The following is a 19,250-nucleotide window of genomic DNA, read 5'->3' on the forward strand; positions in this document are numbered from 1 at the left end:
GACATAAGCCGTCCGCCAAGGCCCCTGTCCCGCCCGTTCCGTGGGTGAGGCTTTGCGCGTCCCGACCGGCTTCCCTGGCCCGGAAGCGGTGAAGGGCGCGGGGCCTGTCCGGCGTGGCTGGCAAGGGAGGGAACCGTGCCCTCCGGAGCCGGCGATGCCTCCCGTCCGGCAATCCGGGTTCAGGCCGAAGGCTTGATCCGGATCGATGGGAGAGAGCCGGGCCTCGGCGCGTTGCCTGTTGGCGCGCCTGGCCCGGCGGGAAAGGGGCGACGGCGGCCTTGCACAACATGCCAGGCTACGATTCCTCACGACCACTGAGACACTGCACCACGGCTGACACCAGACCAGCCGTCGTCGCCCCGATCTTCCCGTGCATAATCCGGCCCGCTCAGGGCGCGGCGACGAAGACGCATGTCCGCAGAGCCGCCGTCATCCCGTGCGCACGGCACCCCGCAGGGGTGCGGTGCAGACACGGGACCGCGTGCAGGATGAGGTTCCTTCTGCGCGCGATCCCGATCTGCGATGCGTCACTACGTGCCGCACCGCGTCCGGGATGACACATCCGCGCTGTCGCCGGTTTGGTGTTCTTCCCTGGGAGCGCGGACGTCTCGTCCGCTCTTGCCACCCCCAAGCGCAACGTTTCAACCTTCGAGCGTCGCGTTTCCAGAGCGGGCGAGACGCCCGCGGTCCCAGGATAGATGCCGACCCCCAAGTGCAACGTCTCAATCGGCTAGCGCGGCGTTTTCAGAGCGGGCGGGACGCCCATATGCGCTAACATAACAGAAATACCCGCCTTCTCCCGGTTCGGGAGAAGGTCCCGGTAGGGGGATGAGGGTCTAAACGTCAACGCAGATAGCTCAATAGTCGCGCTGGAATTGCACAAGTCCAGACCCTCATCCGGTGCTTCGCGCCACCCCCAGCATTTCCGCGGGAAATGCGAAGTCCCGCATGGGAGAAGGAAAATCGCGCTATTGTCGGCAAAGTTAGCGCATATGGGCGGGACGCCCGCGCTCCCGGGAGAGATGCCGACCCCCAAGCGCCACGTCTCAACCTTCGAGCGCAGCGTTTCCAGAGCGGACGGGACGTCCGCGCACCCGGGAGACGCGAGGTGCCGGCCCCCAAGGGGCGCGTGTCACGCGCCAGCCGGAACTGCCCCCATTGCGTCACGAAGAACGGCCCCCGCTATCGGCGGGAAGGTCCCCCAAAAGCAAAAGGCCCGACGGGCCATCAGCCGCGTCGAGCCTTTTTGAAACTGGTGCCCAGAAGAGGATTGCGCCGCAGAAGCTGCTTTGCGTTGATATTAAAGGGAAATTTAAGGTTCGTTCGTGTGGATGTATGCCATACCTGTTACACAGTTGGCAAGCCTCGACTCAGTGCGGGGCGCTCGCGTAAGATGTCTACACGCGGCGTCAGCGCCTTGTGGAGATGACGACCTCCTTGCCGCTCCGGCTGCGATGTTCGTAACGGTGTGCCTCACCGAGCAGCGGGAGAACCGGACAACGTGATCGAAACTCAGTTGGTTGACTTCTGCACCGGCGATTTTACCCCGGTCTCGGCTTTCAGCCCGGTGCAGATGGCTGTCATGCCTCTCTTCCACATGGACGGAGAGCGGAAGAGAGGCGTGGGAACGTGTTTTGCAATTACAAATCAGGGCCTTTGCCTGACAGTTCGGCATGTCGTAGAAGAGGCCTTTCCGCGAGCATTCGGCGAACGTCGAGACTTAACGGCAGAAGACGGAAACCTCTTCGCGCTTTATATCAAACCTCCTAAAGACCCGGGCCAATCGGACCTCGTGGGGGGGGGCTTCTCCCAGTTAAGCGCTCCATGTTCGCTGGCGATTTAGACATCGCGGCGGTGCAGCTTTGCCTCCCTATCGATCAGCGAAATGGGAAGCCGATACGGATGCCAGCAAACAAGCTCGGCCTCGGTCTACCTCGGGTCGGCGAGACATGCTTCGCTTTGGGCTACCATGCAATGACCTGGGGTGGAGATGAGCAACTCCATCAGGTCCATCAGAACTTCGCAGCATCGAGAGGTATTATTGAGGAATTACACGTACCGACGCGAGATCGCCACAGCTTGAACTTCCCGTGCTTTCGCACGTCGGCGCGGTATGATGGCGGCATGAGCGGCGGTCCGGTGCTTGGCGAGGACGGATTAGTCAGGGGCGTCGTTTGCTCCTCGATGAAGCTGGACGGCGAGGAGACAGGCCACATTTCTTATGCTTCTTTGATCGCCCCCGCGATGCTGTTGGTTGTCGAAGCGCGAGATGGGCACGGTGTTGTGGCCCAGCGCTTCCTTTGGGAATTCGTCGAGAGCGGGGCGATTGCGGCGGATACCGCTGGCATCGCCGGTGGAGTGTCTCGCGATACGTGCCGACTTGAGTGGGGTGGCGGTGAACTAGTTAATCGCTTGGGCACGTAGCGACAGCATCTTGTCGGCGATGCAAAGCTAAGAAGCTGCTGGGACCATGTACGCGGCCCGGTGTTTGCCCCACCTCGATAATTCGGGGTGACACCCGAACTACCCAGGGGTCACCCATGTGAGACCCCATCACGTGCCAACGGCGCAGGCACTTCCCCCCTCTGGGGTGGCCCGGTTTTCAGCACGGAAAAAACGATGTCGGACAGCACCGAACATGACCCGCCGAGCCCGACCGAAGGCGCCGCGGACGTAGCCGCCCTGGCCGCGGGCATTGGCGCTGCGGTTGCCGCAACGTGGTTTCCCGTGACAGCCGCCGTTGCGGCGGCAGCGTTCACATTCGCCATCGGCAAGTTCGTGAAGCGCGGGGAGCGGATTCTAGCGGACCGGCTCCGGAAGGGCGAGGTGGCGCTTCTCTCCGCTGAGAAACACGCGGAACTCGTCCCGATGGCTTACAGGTTCTTCGAGGCCGTCATGCAGGGCGAGTACGAGCATACGCTTGAAGTGCTGGCGGCGTTCATCGTGGGGGAGGTGGGCGAGGAAAGCCCGGAGGCGGCGAATTTCAGTCGAATGGCAGGACGACTTGAAGGCATCTCGAAGAACGAACTTAGGCTGATTGCTCATATCGCCAGTTACGTGGTGCCCTCTGCGAACCCAAGGTGGGTATCCGTCGCCGCCGTCAAAGGGCCGGAGCTAGTCGCAGACCTTCGCGATGACGGCATCTTGGCTGAGGGGCTGAACGAACTGAGTCGCCGGGGTTTTCTAACGCCGAAAAAGGACGTGGACTTCTTTGCCAAAGAAGACGGCTTCGAGTTGTCGGCAGCCTTCTACGAATTGGTGGCTAAGGCCGGAGAAGCTGTTAGCGAGCAGTCGGGGGACAGCGGCCGCGCCCATTAGACCCTGCCCGTGTGGACGTGTCCGCTTCCATCCTCAATCGCGTCCATTAGGATGGGGCTTGACATTCTGGACGGCCCGACTCATCATCCCTCGATCCTATTGGACACTTGGGAGGTTGAGAACATGCTTATCGGCTACGCCAGGACATCGACCACGGAACAGGCGGCGGGGCTTGAGGCCCAGCAGCGGGACCTCAAAGCCATCGGATGCGAGAGGGTCTTTTCCGAACACGTCTCATCCGTCGCCAGCCGGGAGCAACTCGCGCAGGCCATTGCGTTCGCCCGGGAAGGGGACACGCTGGTTGTCACCAAGGTGGACCGTCTGGCCCGCTCTACGGTCGGCCTCTGGGACATCGTGAAGGAACTGGACGGCAAGGGCGTGGGCCTGCGGGTCCTCAACCTCGGCGGCGAGACGGTGGACACCAAGAGCGCTACCGGCCGGCTCATCCTCAGCATCTTCGCAGGGTTCGCTCAGTTCGAGCGCGAGATGATGCTTGAGCGGCAGCGCGAGGGGATCGCCAAGGCCAAGGCGGAAGGGGTCTACAAGGGCCGCAAGCCCACCGCGCGGGCGAAGGCTGAGGATGTCCGGAAGATGCATGCCGAGGGGAAGACCCCTACGGAGATCGCGAAGGCCTTGGGGATCGGCCGGGGGAGCGTCTACCGGGCTATCGAGGATGTGGCCGCATCATCGCAGGCCTGAAGAGCTATGCGGGGGCCTGCGGTGCGGGGAGGGGCCCGGCGCTGACTTCGAGTGCGGCGAAGTGGGTCCCGCGGGTCCTGCGGCAAGGACGCGTCTCCCGTCTCCGCCGGAATGCCCCTAGCGTGGCCTCAGAGAGTCACTGGCAGGCTTTCCTGCCGTCGAGGTCCAACGGTGCCGGCGCAGCGGGAGGCGCATAGGCGCTCTCTGCGGCGAGGCCTTCGCGGGCGGCCCTGCCGCGGATTGCGTCTCGTCCAGGCGGCCATAAGGACCACGAGGGCGACAAGGAAGATCGCTCCCCCAACGCCGAGCCAGCCCGAGGCAGAGACCTCAAACCCGTTCAGGCCGATCTGCACGTGCAGGGTTGGGTCCATCTTCGCCCGCAGTTCGTAGCAACAGAAAACGTTGAGCGGGACAGAGAGCATGGTGGATGATTCGAGAGAGCCCCCCAGGGCTGGGGGCTTCCCGACTCGCGCCCGGGCAGCTAGGGACGCGAGCGGCCTCCTCACTCCGAAGCGGCGCCTATTGCGTTGTCTTTGACACGGCATCGATACAGCCACCTTTCTACGGGGCGGGCCGCTAATCCCCCGACACATGCGCCGCAGTGGGAAAGCGCTCGGCAATCACCTTGATAAGCCGGGCAGTCGCCGCGGCCAGTTCGCCCCGCGGCCACTCGATAGCCGTGGGCTCTAGGATCCGCGTCGTATGTTCGGCGAGGGACAAGACCTCATTGGCTATCTCACCAATGCTCTCGTACTCGGGCGGGTCAAGCGGGTCGGTAACGTGTAGCTGGTGGGCGAGATACCGGTGGCGGATTTCCTGAAGGCGCCTGATGCGGCTGGGGCTTTCAGAAGCCAACCGATCTACGTTGCTGCGCAAGCGGGCTGCGGCTTCCAAAACGGCTTGTCCCTTCGCCCTTGCGGGCGCCGGTCCTGCGTTGTGCTTGGCGCGATCTACGAGCAGATCAAGAACGCCCGGCTCATCCAGCAGCTTGCGGACAACCTGAAACGAAACCTTGTGAGTAGCGTGGACTGACCCGCGGAACCCTTCGAGCGATCGGACCAGCGTTAGGATAAGAGTGTCCATCGTCGCTCGCCACATCACATCTATTGCCTTATGGACCGGCGAAGCCTTTACTGCGCGGCGGCGGGTAGTGTCCTCATTCAGCCCGTCCCAGACTTCGAATAACGCAAGGGCGCTAACAGCTTCTCGGACGAGTCGTACTTTGTAGATGTCCAGTCTTTCGATGATTTCGGCCGGTTTTGGCTGCGGCGCTGGGGTCTTCGGCGTGGTCATTGCCGCAAATCCTTACAGAGGGCTTCTTGGTAATTCATGAGCAAATCGCGAACCCCGCCGAAAGACTGGCAGAAAGTAACCACCGCCGACGGGAGGCATACCGGAGAGTGGGAAGCCAGCGGCGGAATGCTTACAGTTCGTTATCAGGGGCGAACAAGGACGACGCATGAGATGTCGCGTGGCAGCAGCGAGGGGTTAGCGAGACTAATCCTATCCGAGTTAGCCGCCGAGGGTGATGGGGCCTCGCGCCAAGCCAGCGGAGGCCACCTATTTAATGGCTGGCATTATCCGGACAGATACTCATCCAGGTTCGCCGGCAGGCTTCCCAGGGCTTCAAGAATCTCCCCGTCCTTGAAGTCCCCAAGCTCCGGGTCGCCCATCCGCGAGAACGCAACGCCACCCCTGCCGGCCCCCGCAAGCAGCCGAACCCGAGAGCGGGCAGAGTCGGCGCTGCGGGCCTCCACGGGGTCCAGCATGACGATGTCGCCCTCCTCATTCTGCTCAAAGGGCACGACGACATAGTACGTGATGTTTGCCATTGGGCCATCCTCCGGTCCCGAGGCGCCACCCCCGGCGGATCTTGCCGCAAACTACAGGCGAGAACAAGAAGAGAACAAAAGACTCGCCTTCACGGGCGACCCTAGGTAGCCTTCCGTATCCCGAGATGCGGAGGCCCTGATGTCGAGACCCCTTTCCGAAAGCCTGCGCGGCGTTGACCTCTCGCAAGATGAGCTTGTGGCTGCCACAGAGCAGGCCATCGCGGACTGCGGCGGGGATGCTCGGGCCGCTGTTATGGCGCTCATCGTCCTCAATGGCAGCCTTGAGGCCGACCTCGCGGCGCTCACGGAGGAGGTCGCGGCTATCACGGTTAAGGTCTCGAAGGCCTACGCTCGGGACCTGTTCTATGAGCGGTTGAGCCGGGCGGACAGGCGGAGCGAGGACTGAGGGGCAATCGCTCCCGCTCGGGGGAGGGACCCGGGGCCGCGTCCGATACCGTGGAGTTGCCGCGGGCGGGTCCGGACGTTTGGACATGCAGCCGGCTTGGCTGTCATTCCTTGCGCGGCCGGCTGCCCCGCGTGGCCAGGATGATGAGAAGTGCGGCTATGAAAGTCACAGCCACCACGCCAAGCAAGCCTGAGGCGGTAGCCTCGAAGATGCCTACAATGAGAATGTGAATTGTGGGGTCCATCTCGCCTCCGATCCTCTCACCCGGTGAAGCGGGGCGAGGGGGAATCGTATGGCATGGCGATGGTTATTTCCTAAACTCACTCGCGAAGCCGGCCATGTGTAAAGCGAGCCGTCGGCGCCGGGGGGACGGCGCTGCGCCTCACTAGAATAGTCCCCGAAAGCCCGCAGAGACTCACTGACGGCTACTCTCGCTGTCGAGGCCTGGATGTGCCTGCGGGCGAGAAGGGGCTTGTGGGCTCTGTGCGGTTGTGAGGAGGGTGGCGGTAGATGGCTTTGCCCGCGTTGCGCCCGACAGGTGCCCAACACGCCGTAGGAGTTATCCACAGGCGGCCTCCATTTGTCCTCTAAGTCATTGCAGCGCAGAAGGATTTGGCGCCGGACGGCCTGTGGATAAGTGAGGCAGGTAGATTATGGCCCACCATTAGTATGTTTTAATTCCATCTATGGCCCACTTATGAAGCTTAAAAATCGCTATTGATCCCCACTGTTCATACCCATTCGAACAAATGTCCTCACTAGGGATATTCGGGTGTGATAATAAAATCGGAAGTATTTTTGCGTTTACTGTACTTGATGGGCTTGATTGTTCCCAAATAGGTGCCCATACCTACACCCCAACAGGGGGAGGTACCCCTTGCTGTCGCCAAGGGGGCACCGTTGGACAACACCATAGTAGTGGGGATGGCAGGCAGTGCAGAACAGCCGAATGCCAAGTTCTCGCCTAAGGTCTTTATCGCGTGGCAGGTACAGCCGGCAGACGCTACGGCCCTCCCCACGATCAATGAGTACACCCAGGACGGTGGCTATACGCTATACCTCGCCTGTCTCCACTTCCTCACTGCCCTCATTGGGGACAGCCCAGCCGGCGCCGTGGTGCACATCGTGGTTCCTATGGCGCCCATAGCCGAAATGTTCTCGTTAGGACGCCTTGAAGATGCCGCCAAGGAGGGCTTCCGGTCCAAGCCGGACACCCATCGCGATGAGTGCCGGGTGCTGTGGGAACTGATGCAGTCGAAGGGCATCAGGGTGACGGCGGAGGTCCCGGAGCCGGGAAGCGAAGGCGCTGCACTACTGAAGCGGCTCCGCTCGGCTGCCAGCCGTAGGCGCCGCGGTGTCCGTGAGCCCACCCTTGAAGACCTGAAGCTGCGGGAAAACCCGTGGGCCAAGGTGGACACTGACAAACTACGCCGTGATGCCGTGGATAAGGAGCCGTGATGGCCAAGAGTCATCAGAAGTGGCTTGGGGACCGGGCGAGGGTCAAGGCTCTCGTCGCGAAGCGGGCCGAAGGCGCAGCGGCCTGCTGCACTGTCTGGGGATGCAAGCGGCTCCCGCAGGCGGCGGCGAGGAAGGGGCTATCGACCTTCATCTGCCGCTACCATGCCCAGTACCACAATCGTCACGGCAGCTACTACAAGGGCACCTACAGGGCCGCCGAGTTGCTTCCCTACAAGCGGGCCGCCCTGCGGTACATCCGGGACCACAAGGCCGACAAGGGGCTCCTTGCGGCCAAGAGCGCACTGGACGGCATCATGCAGCGGGCCGGGCCTGTGCAGCGTATGAGCGACATCATGGTCATGCCGGCGGCGGACAAGGCGCGGGCTGCACTGGCGCGTATGCGGGATGCCGGGGTCCCAGCCGATAGGCTCCTCTTGGTCTACCTCACCGTTTGCGCCACCATCACGGATGACTCTGTAGGCCCAGGCGGTGACCGCGAGGTATTCCGGCAGACCCAGATAGGCAAGGCGGCCCATCGGCTCGCCTCGGGGTACCACACGGACTACGGCTATGAGCGGTACCCCAGGTCTGCGGGGCTGGCCATTCGGCACCTCGGACAAATGATCGAGAAGGCGTGCGAGTGGGTCGGGGCGGGCTGCGTAGCGGCCGTAGTGGTCATGGCGGAGACCTCGCGGGAAGGGCCTAGGGCGGCCTCTAAGCCCCGCCAGGCAGCACAAGGGGCAACCCGTGGACGATAGCGAGAGCAAACCCGTGAGCGGCCTAGGGGGCCGAGGCGAGGACGCAAAGGTAGAGCGGCAGCGCCTGATGTTTGACCCGTGGTTGGTAACAAGCTCCGACAGTGTTGACGGGGTCATATCGAACCTCCGTGCCACTTACGGAATGCGTTACCCGTCGCAACGGAAGCGGAAACAAAAGGCCCGCGATGCCGCGAGCTTCGAACGTATCTTTCGGGCAATTTACGTTAATCTTGCCTATGCCGCCGCTCTCGGGGCCAGTCCGCCCGCAGTGGCTATCAGCCTGCGGTCTTACAGGCAAAAGCACACACGATATGACGCGCAAGGGCTGAGTAGTCTTCCGCAAGTCGTAGAGCAGTTGGCAAGCACCGGCCTATATCTCGTAGTGCGGCGATCAACCCAACGGCAGATAGCGAGTACGATCGAAACCCGGGTTACCGCTTTCAAGTGGGAGACGAAAAAGGGGTCATTCACCGCCCTGCCCGAGCACTTCGGAAGGGTGGAGGGTCGCGAACTCATCCGTCTTAGCAGAAGCATTCGGCACCGGTATGAGGAGGCGGAAGAGGACCAAAGCGACCACGATAGGGAAGGGAAACTGGTCGATTACACCGAAGATACCGAGAGTAGCCGTCGATATCGAGCAGAGCTATTGCGGATCAATCGCCATCTCGCCGGAGCCCAACTTGGTCTAGAAGCGGACCTCCCAGCCCGCATGGGGGTCTTTGCCCAGCGAGAGCTTTGCAGGTACTTCAAGCTTCCGGAAGGCGAAGACAAGCCGCGCTTTGACCTTTGCGGCCGGCTGTTCGGTGGGTGGTGGCAAGAACTGCCATCGTCGCAGCGGCACCATATCCGCATTGACGGTGAGCCCATCGCGGACCTTGATTTCCGCAGTATGTTTCTTCGCCTGGCCTACCTCCGAGCTGGGCTTCCATCCCCAGCGGCTGGAGATCTCTATGCAGGCGTGTGGCGCGGCACCAAATTCCGGGACGGTCTCAAGAAGGTCGTTAACGCGATGCTCTTCCGGACCACGCCACTCACCAAGTTCCCGAGAGGCGCCAAGCAGCTTTTCCCACGTGGGGCATCGGCCAGCGAGGTCCGCGAGGCCATTCTCGCCGCACATCATTCGGTCGCCCACATGTTTGAGGCCGGCGTCGGGTTGAGCCTCATGTTCACAGAAAGCGAGATTATGGTGGCGACGCTACTTCGCCTTGTCGATCAGGGCGTTACGGCGCTGCCGATGCATGACGGCTTAATGGTCGCAGCATCGAAGGCCGCCACGGCGCGAAAGGCAATGGAGGAAGCGGCGCGGGACTTTACCGGCTTCCGCCTGCCGACCACCACAAAACTATATCGGCGCTAGTTACGGCCCACATAAAGGCTACTAGCTCCTCCTCTCCTCCCAGTGTCACCAAACAGGAAACCCGGATGAAGAGATAAACCCGCACTCCTCAATCACACATCGCCGGACCACAGTGAGCGCCTAGCTTCCCCAAGCTTAGAGTGCGCCATCGGGCCTCTTTGCGCTGCACCTCAAAGTGCACCCCGGCATCTCCACGTCTCCCGGTCAGTTCTCCGGACAATTCCTCACGTCTTCAAGGACCCTCTCATGACCTAGCTTACTAGACCACTCATCCATCAACTACCAGAAGACCCCCCAAGGTATGCCCCAAGACGCCACGGCATGTCAACGGCGCCCTGTGTCTTCTTCTTCGATACTTCCCCGAGGTCCGCAAGGTCACCTCAGGCCATCCCTACCACCCCATCCCCTCAACCGCAAGGCTCACCCCATGGCCGACCCCAAAGCATCCACTTCCTCACCCACCCCAGGCACCCCGATGTCCCCCGAAGACCAGGCCCTACAGGATGCCATCTTTCAGCAGGCCATAGCGGACCAGATGGCCGCAGAGACCCAGAGGCAGACCACTACGCAAGCGGGTCCCCAGGTCGCCCCCGCGGGTCCCCAAGCTCAAGATGCAGCCCTCCAAGCCGCTATGGCCCAGGCAGCAGCCGACCAGCAGCCCCAGGCCACCCCCGGAGCCATGGACCCAGCGTCCGGCTTCGATCCCTCCCAGACAGACCCCATGATCTCCGAGCAGTTCCACCCGGAGTACACCCAGCAGGCCGGGGAGAGGGGACAGCATCTCGCGGATATCGGGGTGGCCTCCCTCGAAGGTGTCAACAAGGCTGCCATTGAGGCCCATGATTTCCTCTTCGGGCCGACCCCGGAGGACCAGAAGTCCTCATGGCGCAAGGCCCGTGAGGCCAACTTCAACAGGGCCGCGGAGAATACCCCCGTGGCTGGTCTCGCGGGGGCCACCTCGCAGTTCGCTACCGGCATGGTGGGCCTTGGCGAACTTACGGCCGGCCTCAAGCTCCTCCCGTGGGTGGCCAGGGGGGTGGAAGTGGCGGAGGGATATATCAATGGGTCCAGCCTCACCCGGGCGGGCGCAGAGGCCGCCAAGACCTCCATTGTCAGCGCCACGGCCTTCGACCCACATCAAGAAGGCCTCAGCAATCTCATTCAGCAATACCCCTCCCTCCGTAACCCCATCACGGCCCTTCTCGCCCACCAGCCGGGAGAGAGCGACGCGGTGGGCCGCCTGCGGAACGTCATGGAGAACCTCGGGATAGAGGCCGGGACGGGTGCCCTCCTCATCGGCGGCGTGAAGCTCTACAAGGCACTGGCCTCGGGGGACCGTCCGGCTATCGCGGCGGCAACCGATGAGGTCCTGAAGGCACACCAGCAGGCCGACACCGGAGGGCAGGGGGAACAGCCGGCAGCAGGGGCAAGCGCCCCCGGGGCGCAGCAATCGGGGTCCATCTCCCCGGTAGCCCCTGCGGCAACCGTCGAGACCGCGGCGCAACTCAAGGCTCGCCTCTCGGACGCCAAGGGCTACTTCGACATGGGCGCGGCGGGGGCCAAGGTCGCCTCCGAGGTCGGCACCGCGCTGTCCCAGGGCAAGCGGGTCACGATCTACCCCGATGGCAAGCCCGTCGAGATTACCGCTGTCACCAATGGGATGATGACGGATGCCCAGGGCCAGCGCTGGGGAAGTACCCCGCTGGTCGCACAGAAGGACATGAACGGCCCCGCGATAAGGATCGAGGAGGGTGGGTCCAGCACTCTGGCCCAGGCGCCGCCTGACCTCCCACTGCCTCCCGTCCCGAAATACCTTCAGCCCCTCAACGACACCCGAGGGCAGGGCACGCAGTATCACGGGACCTCTGACCCCACCCTGCAACCCAGCAGCATCCACGCCTCCTCAAGGAACTACTACGGGCAGGGCTTCTACACGACCGATGCCGTGGACGTGGCCCATAGGTACTCAAGGCGGGGCTCACAGGACACCGGCTCAAGAAATCTCTATGAGGTCACGGAGACACGACCCCTCAACATCCTGGACGCCGAGCAGCCCCTCAGCGAATACCTCAAGTCCATCCTTCTGGGCCATCCCGAGCACCCCGGCGAGGCCGATGCCATCCTCTCCTACGCCCTCAGGGACAACCCCAGGAACCTCCGGGAACTCTATGACGGCATCCGGGAGCACGGGACGGCTAACGGCCTCTCCACCAACGATGTGCAGGACCTCTTCGACAGCCTGAAGTACAACCTTCAGCAGCACGGCTACGACGGCATCTCGCATCTCGGGGGACTTCAGACCGGCACGGCGGCCCACAAAGTCACCATCTATTTCGACCCCGAGAAGGACCTCACCGTCACCCCGAGGAACTTCGACGACTTCCGGTCCGAGGAGGTCCTCAACACGCCCGAGGCCCGCGTAGAGGCCGCTAAGGAATACTTCGCGGCGGCCCGTGAGGCGGAGGCGAAGCCGGCGGCGGACACCATGGGGACGGAAGGGCAACCCAAGGCCCCCGAGGTGGCGCCCCCCGAGTTCGACCCCGAAATGACCCTCGATATCGTCGCGGCTGTCCGCAAGGACTGGGACGCCACCTTGGGCAAGGGGATCGATTGGAATGCTGCCCTTGAAGGGGGCCAGCGGTTCGCCTCGCCGCCCAACGCCCTGCCGTACAACAAGATGGCCAGCCCGGAGGCGGTGGAAGGCTTCATCAACAATGCCGTGGTCGCCCTCAACCGTACGGGGTGGCTGGATGAGGGGAAGGGCTGGGCGATCCTCTCGGACGCCAAGGTACAGCAGACGGTCTCACGGCTGGCGGAAGCTGCCGGCGCCGACCCCGTCCAGATGATGGGGGACCTTGCCCGGGCCGGGGCGGCGACCAAAGACATGGTGGCCCATATGGAGGTCGGCTATCTGCTCGCCAACAAATACTTCCAAGATGCCTATGTGTCCGGCCTCGCCATCAAGGAGGGCCGCTTGGACCAGTGGGGCGGGGATGCTTTGGCGGCAGCCACCCAGGCCAAGGCGCAGCTTGCCTATGCGGCCCAGGCCTTGAAGCACGCCAACGCGATCCGCGCCGCTGGTGGCCGCATCGTCCGCAGGAACCGCGCGGAGTTCATGCCGGATCCCGAGATGATCGCAAGCATCCAAGACGCCAACCCCGATATGCTGGCCCAGATCCTCGCCACCACCAAGGGAGACGTGAGGAGCCTCCGCGGGGTCATCCAACCGAGTTTCCTGCGGCGCCTCAGGAACTTCGCAGACCTCTACTACGCAAGCAATCTGCTCTACGGCTGGAAAACCCAGGTCAACAACATCGTGTCCAACGCCGTCACGGCCGTGGTCCGCCCTGCCGAGAGGATCGTGGGGGCCTCCCTCATGGGCAGCGAGGGCGCATCCGTTCGGGAACAGGCTGTCCGGCAATACGCCTACATGGCGTCTGCCATCCCGGACGCCTGGCATGCCGCCGTGGAAGCCTTCAAGCTGGGTGACAGCAAGCTGGCCATGTACAACACGGACCTCTACGGGACGCCGCTGTACGGCAACCGGGCGCTCGCCAAGTGGAAGCCCGTGAACAACGTGGCGGACCTCGCCTATAACGGCGCGGCTTCCTTCAGCAACTTCGGGCAGATGGCCGTGGGCGGGTCCCTGCGGTTCCTCACGGCAGCCGATGAGGCAGCCAAGATGATCACCTATCGCGGCGTGGTCGGGTCCAAGGCCCATATCGAGGCGGCTCAGATGGGCCTCACCGGGCGGGACCTCGATAGCTTCGTCAATGATCGCCTCGCCAAGGCTTTCGATGATCAAGGGCGGGCCACGGATGTAGCGGCGAAGCGGGAAGCCCAGACCGCGACATTCTCCAACGACCTCGATAGCGGCATCCTCGCGGCGGGCGGGAGGGCGCTCCAATCCGTTTCCAACCAGTTCCCGCCCATCAAATGGCTGGTCCCCTTCGTGAAGGCCAGCACGAACATTGCGCGGCTGGGGGTCAACGTGACACCCGGTCTCAATCTCCTCAGCAATGATTTCCGGGCGGCATGGGCCGGCAAGAAGGGGGACACCCAGGCTATCCGTATGATGAACATGGCACAGGCCCGGGGCCAGATGACCCTTGGGTCCCTCTTCATGGGCACCGCCTATCTCATGGCAAGCGGGGGCATGATCACCGGGGGAGGCCCAACGGACCCCAAGGCGCGGCGGGACCTCATGGCCACGGGATGGCGGCCCTATTCGATCCGCCGGGGCAATGCGGACGGAGCGACAACCTACGTCCCGTTTCGCGACTATCTTGGACCTTACGCCGTGCCTTTCACCATCGCGGCGGACCTTGCGGAGGCGATCCACCATCCGGAGGCGGCGGACGGCTCGCAGACGGCTATCTCTTCCTTCGCGCTGGCCCTCTCGAAGCAGATGGCGGACAGCACGTACCTTCAGGGCCTCTCGCAGGCCTTGGACCTCATCGCCAGCCCGACCCCGAACGCATGGGAGCGGACGGCGGGGGACATCGCGTCCGGCTTCGTGCCCATGTCGGCGGCCCTCCGGGACGTCAATAGGAACTTCGGGGACGACACCATGAGGGACGCCCGGTCCATCGTGGACAGGCTCTTGGCCAACATCCCCGGCCTGTCTACCGGGGTGCCCCCGAGGCGGGACACGTGGGGCGATCCCATCCACGCGAGGCTCGCTTGGTCCACAACGGTTCACGGCGAGGTGGACCACGAAATGGAGCGCCTCGCCATGGACACCGCGGACGGGAGGTCCATCGCAGGGCTCACCCCCACGGGACCCGGCTATGACCTCCGCAGCGTATACATGGCCGATGGCCGCAATGCATGGGACCGGTACCAGGAACTCGGGGGCCACCTTCCGGGTGCCCCATCGCTCAAGTCTCTGGTCGCCAAGGTGATGCAGACCCCCGCCTATCGCAGGGCTCCCGATGGGGCCGCCACGATCAAGGGCACACGGCTTTACCTTCTGGGCTCCGTCATCAACCCCTACCACGACAAGGCCAAGAAGGCGCTCATGGCGGACCCCAATGTCCGGCAGGCGCTCTATGCGGCCAATGAGGCCGTGCGGTCTGCCTACGCGGCGAAGCAGAGGGACCCGCAGGGCGCGATCCCGCAGGCGCAGACGCTCGACAAGATCCTAACCGGGGTCGGACTGCCGGGCATCAAGCAACCCTAAGCCGTTCTTGGCTGCTCCCGGGGCTCTGCCGACAGCGGGGCCTCGGGGCCACTCATCACCAGCATGAATCAATGGGGCCGGATCGATGCAACCTTTGCGTTGGACCCCGCCCGCCGCCTCGCCGAACACAATAGACGCTTCCACCTCAACCGTAAGGACATCCAATCATGCCCGCCGCCGCTGCAAAGCCCCGCTATGACTTTCCAGTCCAGGTATTCGAAGCCCTCCCACCGGAGCCCCCGAGGTTCGGGCACGATCCGCTCCCTTTCCGTGACCGCTGGACCGCTCTTGCTGCGGAGATCGAGCGGGACGGTAAGCCCCGCGGTTTCTACGTGCCCGCCTGCTACTTCGTGGAGGTCCGCGGCGCCCCCGCCGAGAAGGTAAACCACGGCTACATCAAGCAAAAGCTCGGGGAGGCTTGGGGCAAGTGGGTCAAGGAGTCGCCCGCAGCCAAGCGAGCGGAGCGCTTCGAATTGGTGAAGAACAACCGGACCGGCAAAGGGGACGGCTTCGAAGAACAGGGCTTCGGCGTCCTCGCCATCGTCCGGGTCAAGGCCTAGCGGCGAGGGGAGGGATACAGCGATGTCTTACCGCCGAACAGATGCAGCAGCCTATCTACGCCCCTTGACGGATGAGGCTGTGGCCAACGCTCTCGACCCACCCGAAGCCGGCGCGGCAGGCCCAACGGCTCGCACTAGCGCGGCCTTAGCGCAGCCCGGCAAGACCCTCCTCACGGACGCCTTGGAACACGTCATTCGCAAGCACTGGTCCGGCGCCCGGTCCGAGGAGACCATGGCGTCCCAAGGCTTGGGGGCCATCAAGGGCTTGCACAGCCTCGGGGTCTACCATGTGGACGACGTGACCCCGGACAAGATACGTGAGGCCGTGCGGGCCTGGCTTGCAGAGGGGTATTCCGCGAGTACCGTCCGCAAGCGCCTCACGGCGATCAGCTTCATGGGGGCGCCCGTTGAGGGCTGCCTGCCGAAGCTCCCCAAGCCTCTGCAATGGTGGCTCAATCCATCGTACCGCGCCAAGGCTGTCGCCCACTTGCGGGACACCGCGACGATGGCGCCCCATGGCGACGCTCGGCTTGTCCTCGCGGACTATATCGAGTGGGTCTGCGTGACTGGTCTCCGCGTGGAGGAGTCCCTGCGGCTCCGCTGGCGAGACATCACATTCTGCCCCAGGGACCCCCGCCTGCCCGAGGATATGTATGTGCTCATCCCAGGCACGAAGACCGTAGCCTCACAGGCCACCCTTCCACTCTCGCGGGAGGCTGGGGAGATCCTTCTGAGGCGCCGCAATGCCGATCCGGCAGCCGGCCCGGCCGGCCTCGTGTTCCCCGCGAAATACCGCGTGCTGTCCACCCTGTGGAACGAGTGCAGGGGTGTCCTCGGCGTCTCTGATGTCCCCACGGCGACCCTGAAGTCCTTCCGCAGAACGGCGGCGAGGTACCTGCACGTGGAGCGCAACATGCCGCTGGACGTCACCCGGCAGTACCTCAGGCATAGCTCTGTGCATACCACCACGGGGTACTTGCGGCTGGTCGGCGGGTACAGCGCGGAGGAGATGAAGCGGTGGCTTTGACAGGACAAGCCCATCTTCGGGGGATGCCTCCCGGCGCGATCTTCCGGTTTCCCGGGGAGGCGGCCTTGTTCCTCCTCAGTGAGGGCGGAGGCTTCGCGCCGCTTTGTGAGGCCGAAGACGCTCCCGCCCGGCAGGGACCCCTAGCAGGCTGCGGAAAAACGTGTTGCGTGGCCGCATATTTTGGCTGAGGGCCTGATTTTTTGGGCTCGGTTTGATTTTGGCGGCCGATTTTCATGCAATGACCGCTGCCAAAACAGCATTTTGGATGCGTTTTCCGACATTTTGGCGCAGTTATCCTTTGATTTCGATCAATTTGGGCAATCGGATCAGATTGCAGGCCGCCGCCGTCAGCGTGAAGGACCAACCGACGCGTTCAGTGCCTCGATGGCGGGTCTTGCTCAGTCCGCCACAGGTCTTGATCCAGCCGAACCCTTCCTCGATCCGCTTGCGGATGCGCTGGCTGAGAGCGTAGCCGGCATGCCGGGTGGTGCGCCCGTCAATGGCGGAACGCCGGTTGGTGGTGTTCTGCGCCACATGCGGGGTGACCTTGATACTGCGCAGATCCGCCACAAAGCCAGCCACGTCATAGGCCTTGTCGGCAGCGACCGTGATGCGATGACGGGCGTTGCGGCGCCTGAGCATGCTCAGGGCCGCTTCCCGCTCGGCAGTGCCGGTCGCAAGCGTCAGTTCGGTGTCGACGATCAGGCCGTGGCGGTTCTCCATGAGGAAGTGCCCCATATGGCACAGCCTGGCCGCGGCGCCGCGGCCCTTCTTGTAGAGCCGGGCATCCGGATCGCTGGTCGAGGCATGGGTCCGGTTGCTGCGCTTCTCGCCATGGAAATCGCGCTCGGCGTTCCGTCCGCCGGCGGGCTTGCCTTCCGGAGCCGCACCGGAAGCCGGCGGGACGCTGCCCGAACCGCCATCATCGCCCTTATCCGGGCTGTCGGCCCTATCGGCCTTGGGTTTGAAGCCCTTGATGCTCGCCCAGGCCTCGATCAGGGTGCCGTCCACCGAAAAATGATCCTCCGACAGCAAAGCCGTCACCCGCGGCTGGGACAGCAGCGCAGCCAGGAACTTGGCGGCGATATCGCCTTCCTGCAGGCGCTCGCGGTTCTTGGTGAACACCGTCACATCCCAGATCGGCGCATCCATCGACAGCCCGGCAAACCAGCGGAACATCAGATTGTAATCCATCTGTTCCATCAGTTGCCGCTCCGAGCGGATCGTGAAGAAGGCCTGCAGCAACAGCGCACGCAGCAGCTTCTCCGGCGGGATCGAAGGACGCCCATGCCGCGAATACAGCTTGTCGAACTCCGGCGACAGCGCCTCCAGCGCCTCGTCGACAATCGCACGGATCGCACGCAGCGGATGATCCGCAGGAACCCGAGCTTCGCAGCTCACATACGAGAACAGACTCTCCGTCCGAACATCCGCTCCGCGCATCGATCCCCTCCCGTTCATGCACCAGCAGTGAATCACCATGGAACGCTTCGAGGAAGACTTTTTCCGCAGCCTGCTAGACCCGGAACGCGCCCACTTCCTCACGAGAGACGAGTTGAAGGACCTCAAGCGAAAGGTCGACAGGGCGTACCTGTTGGCCAGCGTCTAGCCTCTCCCGACTTCCCCCTACCACCAGCCAGACCGAACCCGGGCGCCCTCCGCGCTCCGGGAGGCGAGGCCGTGTGTCCGCGCCGAACCCCACGATGATCACCAAAACGAAAGGACCGAACCCCATGAGCAGAACCCACGGACCCATGACTACCCTCGCCTTCCATGATCTCTACGGCTGGCTTGAAGGGCGCAAGACGGGCGGCAATCCGCATCCGGCACTCCTCCTGAATCACTGGCCACAGGGCGCCATCGTACGCGCACACGTCGAGCCGGACCCCGTAGGTGGGTCGCCGGTCATCGCCGCCACCACCCAGTCCATCCGTTCTGAGACCCTGCGCCTCAAAGACCGCGAGGGCGACAACAGTGCAGCCCGGCCACGCCTCCGCTATTGGGACCCCGAAGCCTTCCTCGTGATCCGCCTTGCCCTCGCCAACGGCGGCACCCTGTTCGTGGATGATGACGGGCACGGCAGCGAGGACGGCAGCCGCAGGGCATGGCACTACCCGAAGATGTTCGGCAACAGCGCATTCCTACAGCGGGTCCTCATGCAGGCCGGCCAAGGGCAAAGGGTGCGGAGCATGGTTGACCGGTCCCACCCCTATACCAACCGCGATTGCCGCATGCGCCGGCTCTTCATAGAGGAGGGGCCGGGCTCTATCTACAGAGGCGTTAAGGAATTCCTGGACACCGCAGTGAGGATCTACGCCAAGCCCAACGGGCACGATCCGCAGGACCCAAGGACGGGCGAACAGCGCTTCGGCGCGGACCCGGAGACCTACCGGGGCATTCTCGAAAGCGCCCTCAAGGTCCACTGGTCCCACAACCCTCCCGCTACCCCCGAGGCAGTCGCCCGGTGGCGTGCGGTGAGGCACCCAAGCAACTGACACCGAGTTCCTCCGCCCCGTGCTAGCCGGCCAGCGGAGGCCAGCGGGCGGGGGAGAGGCATTTAGTATCGAAGGGGTTCGGCCTATGTCTCTCCCTCGTTCCTTCCGCCGTGGAGACCTCGCGGCTATCGCTCTGGCCTGTGCGGTCGCCTTTGGGC

The 19,250-nt window shown here is 63.6% G+C and carries 14 protein-coding genes; 11 read left to right on the forward strand and 3 right to left on the reverse strand.

Going from position 1 to position 19,250, the window contains the following annotated elements:
- Positions 1–1,824: 1,824 nt before the first annotated feature.
- The 3 genes from J3R73_RS10030 to J3R73_RS10040 all read left to right on the forward strand — a co-directional run bounded on the left by J3R73_RS10030 (position 1,825) and on the right by J3R73_RS10040 (position 4,017).
- Positions 1,825–2,424: a trypsin-like peptidase domain-containing protein gene (locus tag J3R73_RS10030; RefSeq protein ID WP_307425801.1), complete on the forward strand. Its 600-nt coding sequence runs from the start codon at positions 1,825–1,827 to the stop codon at positions 2,422–2,424.
- A 195-nt stretch (positions 2,425–2,619) separates the two neighbouring features.
- Positions 2,620–3,318 (forward strand): hypothetical protein, encoded by a 699-nt coding sequence (locus J3R73_RS10035; RefSeq protein ID WP_307425804.1) that lies wholly within the window; start codon positions 2,620–2,622, stop codon positions 3,316–3,318.
- 123 nt (positions 3,319–3,441) lie between these two features.
- Entirely contained in the window at positions 3,442–4,017 is a 576-nt protein-coding gene (locus J3R73_RS10040; RefSeq protein ID WP_307425807.1) for a recombinase family protein, read from the forward strand.
- A gap of 576 nt (positions 4,018–4,593) precedes the next feature.
- On the opposite strand, the gene J3R73_RS10045 is transcribed toward J3R73_RS10040, so the two are convergent.
- Positions 4,594–5,310, reverse strand: coding sequence for an AbiU2 domain-containing protein (locus J3R73_RS10045; RefSeq protein ID WP_307425810.1), 717 nt, complete (start codon positions 5,308–5,310; stop codon positions 4,594–4,596).
- 284 nt (positions 5,311–5,594) lie between these two features.
- Positions 5,595–5,849: a hypothetical protein gene (locus J3R73_RS10050; protein WP_307425813.1), complete on the reverse strand. Its 255-nt coding sequence runs from the start codon at positions 5,847–5,849 to the stop codon at positions 5,595–5,597.
- A gap of 139 nt (positions 5,850–5,988) precedes the next feature.
- On the opposite strand from J3R73_RS10050, the gene J3R73_RS10055 reads away from it, so the two are divergent.
- From J3R73_RS10055 to J3R73_RS10085, 7 genes are all read left to right on the forward strand, one after another.
- Positions 5,989–6,255 (forward strand): hypothetical protein, encoded by a 267-nt coding sequence (locus J3R73_RS10055; protein WP_307425816.1) that lies wholly within the window; start codon positions 5,989–5,991, stop codon positions 6,253–6,255.
- 900 nt (positions 6,256–7,155) lie between these two features.
- A complete protein-coding gene (locus J3R73_RS10060; protein WP_307425819.1) occupies positions 7,156–7,713 on the forward strand; it encodes a hypothetical protein in 558 nt (185 codons plus the stop codon).
- On the forward strand, positions 7,713–8,471 hold the full coding sequence (locus J3R73_RS10065) for a hypothetical protein (protein WP_307425822.1): 759 nt from the start codon (positions 7,713–7,715) through the stop codon (positions 8,469–8,471). The genes J3R73_RS10060 and J3R73_RS10065 overlap by 1 nt, the downstream gene beginning before the upstream one ends.
- Complete coding sequence (locus J3R73_RS10070; protein ID WP_307425825.1) at positions 8,461–9,828, forward strand: hypothetical protein; 1,368 nt, start codon at positions 8,461–8,463, stop codon at positions 9,826–9,828. Before J3R73_RS10065 ends, J3R73_RS10070 begins: the two co-directional genes overlap by 11 nt.
- Positions 9,829–10,549: 721 nt before the next feature.
- Positions 10,550–15,010, forward strand: coding sequence for a hypothetical protein (locus tag J3R73_RS10075; protein WP_307425829.1), 4,461 nt, complete (start codon positions 10,550–10,552; stop codon positions 15,008–15,010).
- 167 nt (positions 15,011–15,177) lie between these two features.
- On the forward strand, positions 15,178–15,570 hold the full coding sequence (locus tag J3R73_RS10080; RefSeq protein ID WP_307425832.1) for a hypothetical protein: 393 nt from the start codon (positions 15,178–15,180) through the stop codon (positions 15,568–15,570).
- A 232-nt stretch (positions 15,571–15,802) separates the two neighbouring features.
- Entirely contained in the window at positions 15,803–16,597 is a 795-nt protein-coding gene (locus tag J3R73_RS10085; RefSeq protein ID WP_307425834.1) for a tyrosine-type recombinase/integrase, read from the forward strand.
- Between the two features lie 291 nt (positions 16,598–16,888).
- Here J3R73_RS10085 and J3R73_RS10090 read toward each other — a convergent pair whose 3' ends face one another.
- Positions 16,889–18,040, reverse strand: coding sequence for an IS5 family transposase (locus tag J3R73_RS10090; protein ID WP_307429163.1), 1,152 nt, complete (start codon positions 18,038–18,040; stop codon positions 16,889–16,891).
- A gap of 290 nt (positions 18,041–18,330) precedes the next feature.
- On the opposite strand from J3R73_RS10090, the gene J3R73_RS10095 reads away from it, so the two are divergent.
- Positions 18,331–19,092 carry a hypothetical protein gene (locus J3R73_RS10095; RefSeq protein WP_307425837.1) on the forward strand — a complete coding sequence of 254 codons (762 nt, stop codon included), beginning with the start codon at positions 18,331–18,333 and terminating at the stop codon, positions 19,090–19,092.
- Positions 19,093–19,250 lie beyond the last annotated feature (158 nt).

The organism is Labrys monachus (assembly GCF_030814655.1).
Taxonomy (GTDB): Bacteria; Pseudomonadota; Alphaproteobacteria; order Rhizobiales; family Labraceae; genus Labrys; species Labrys monacha.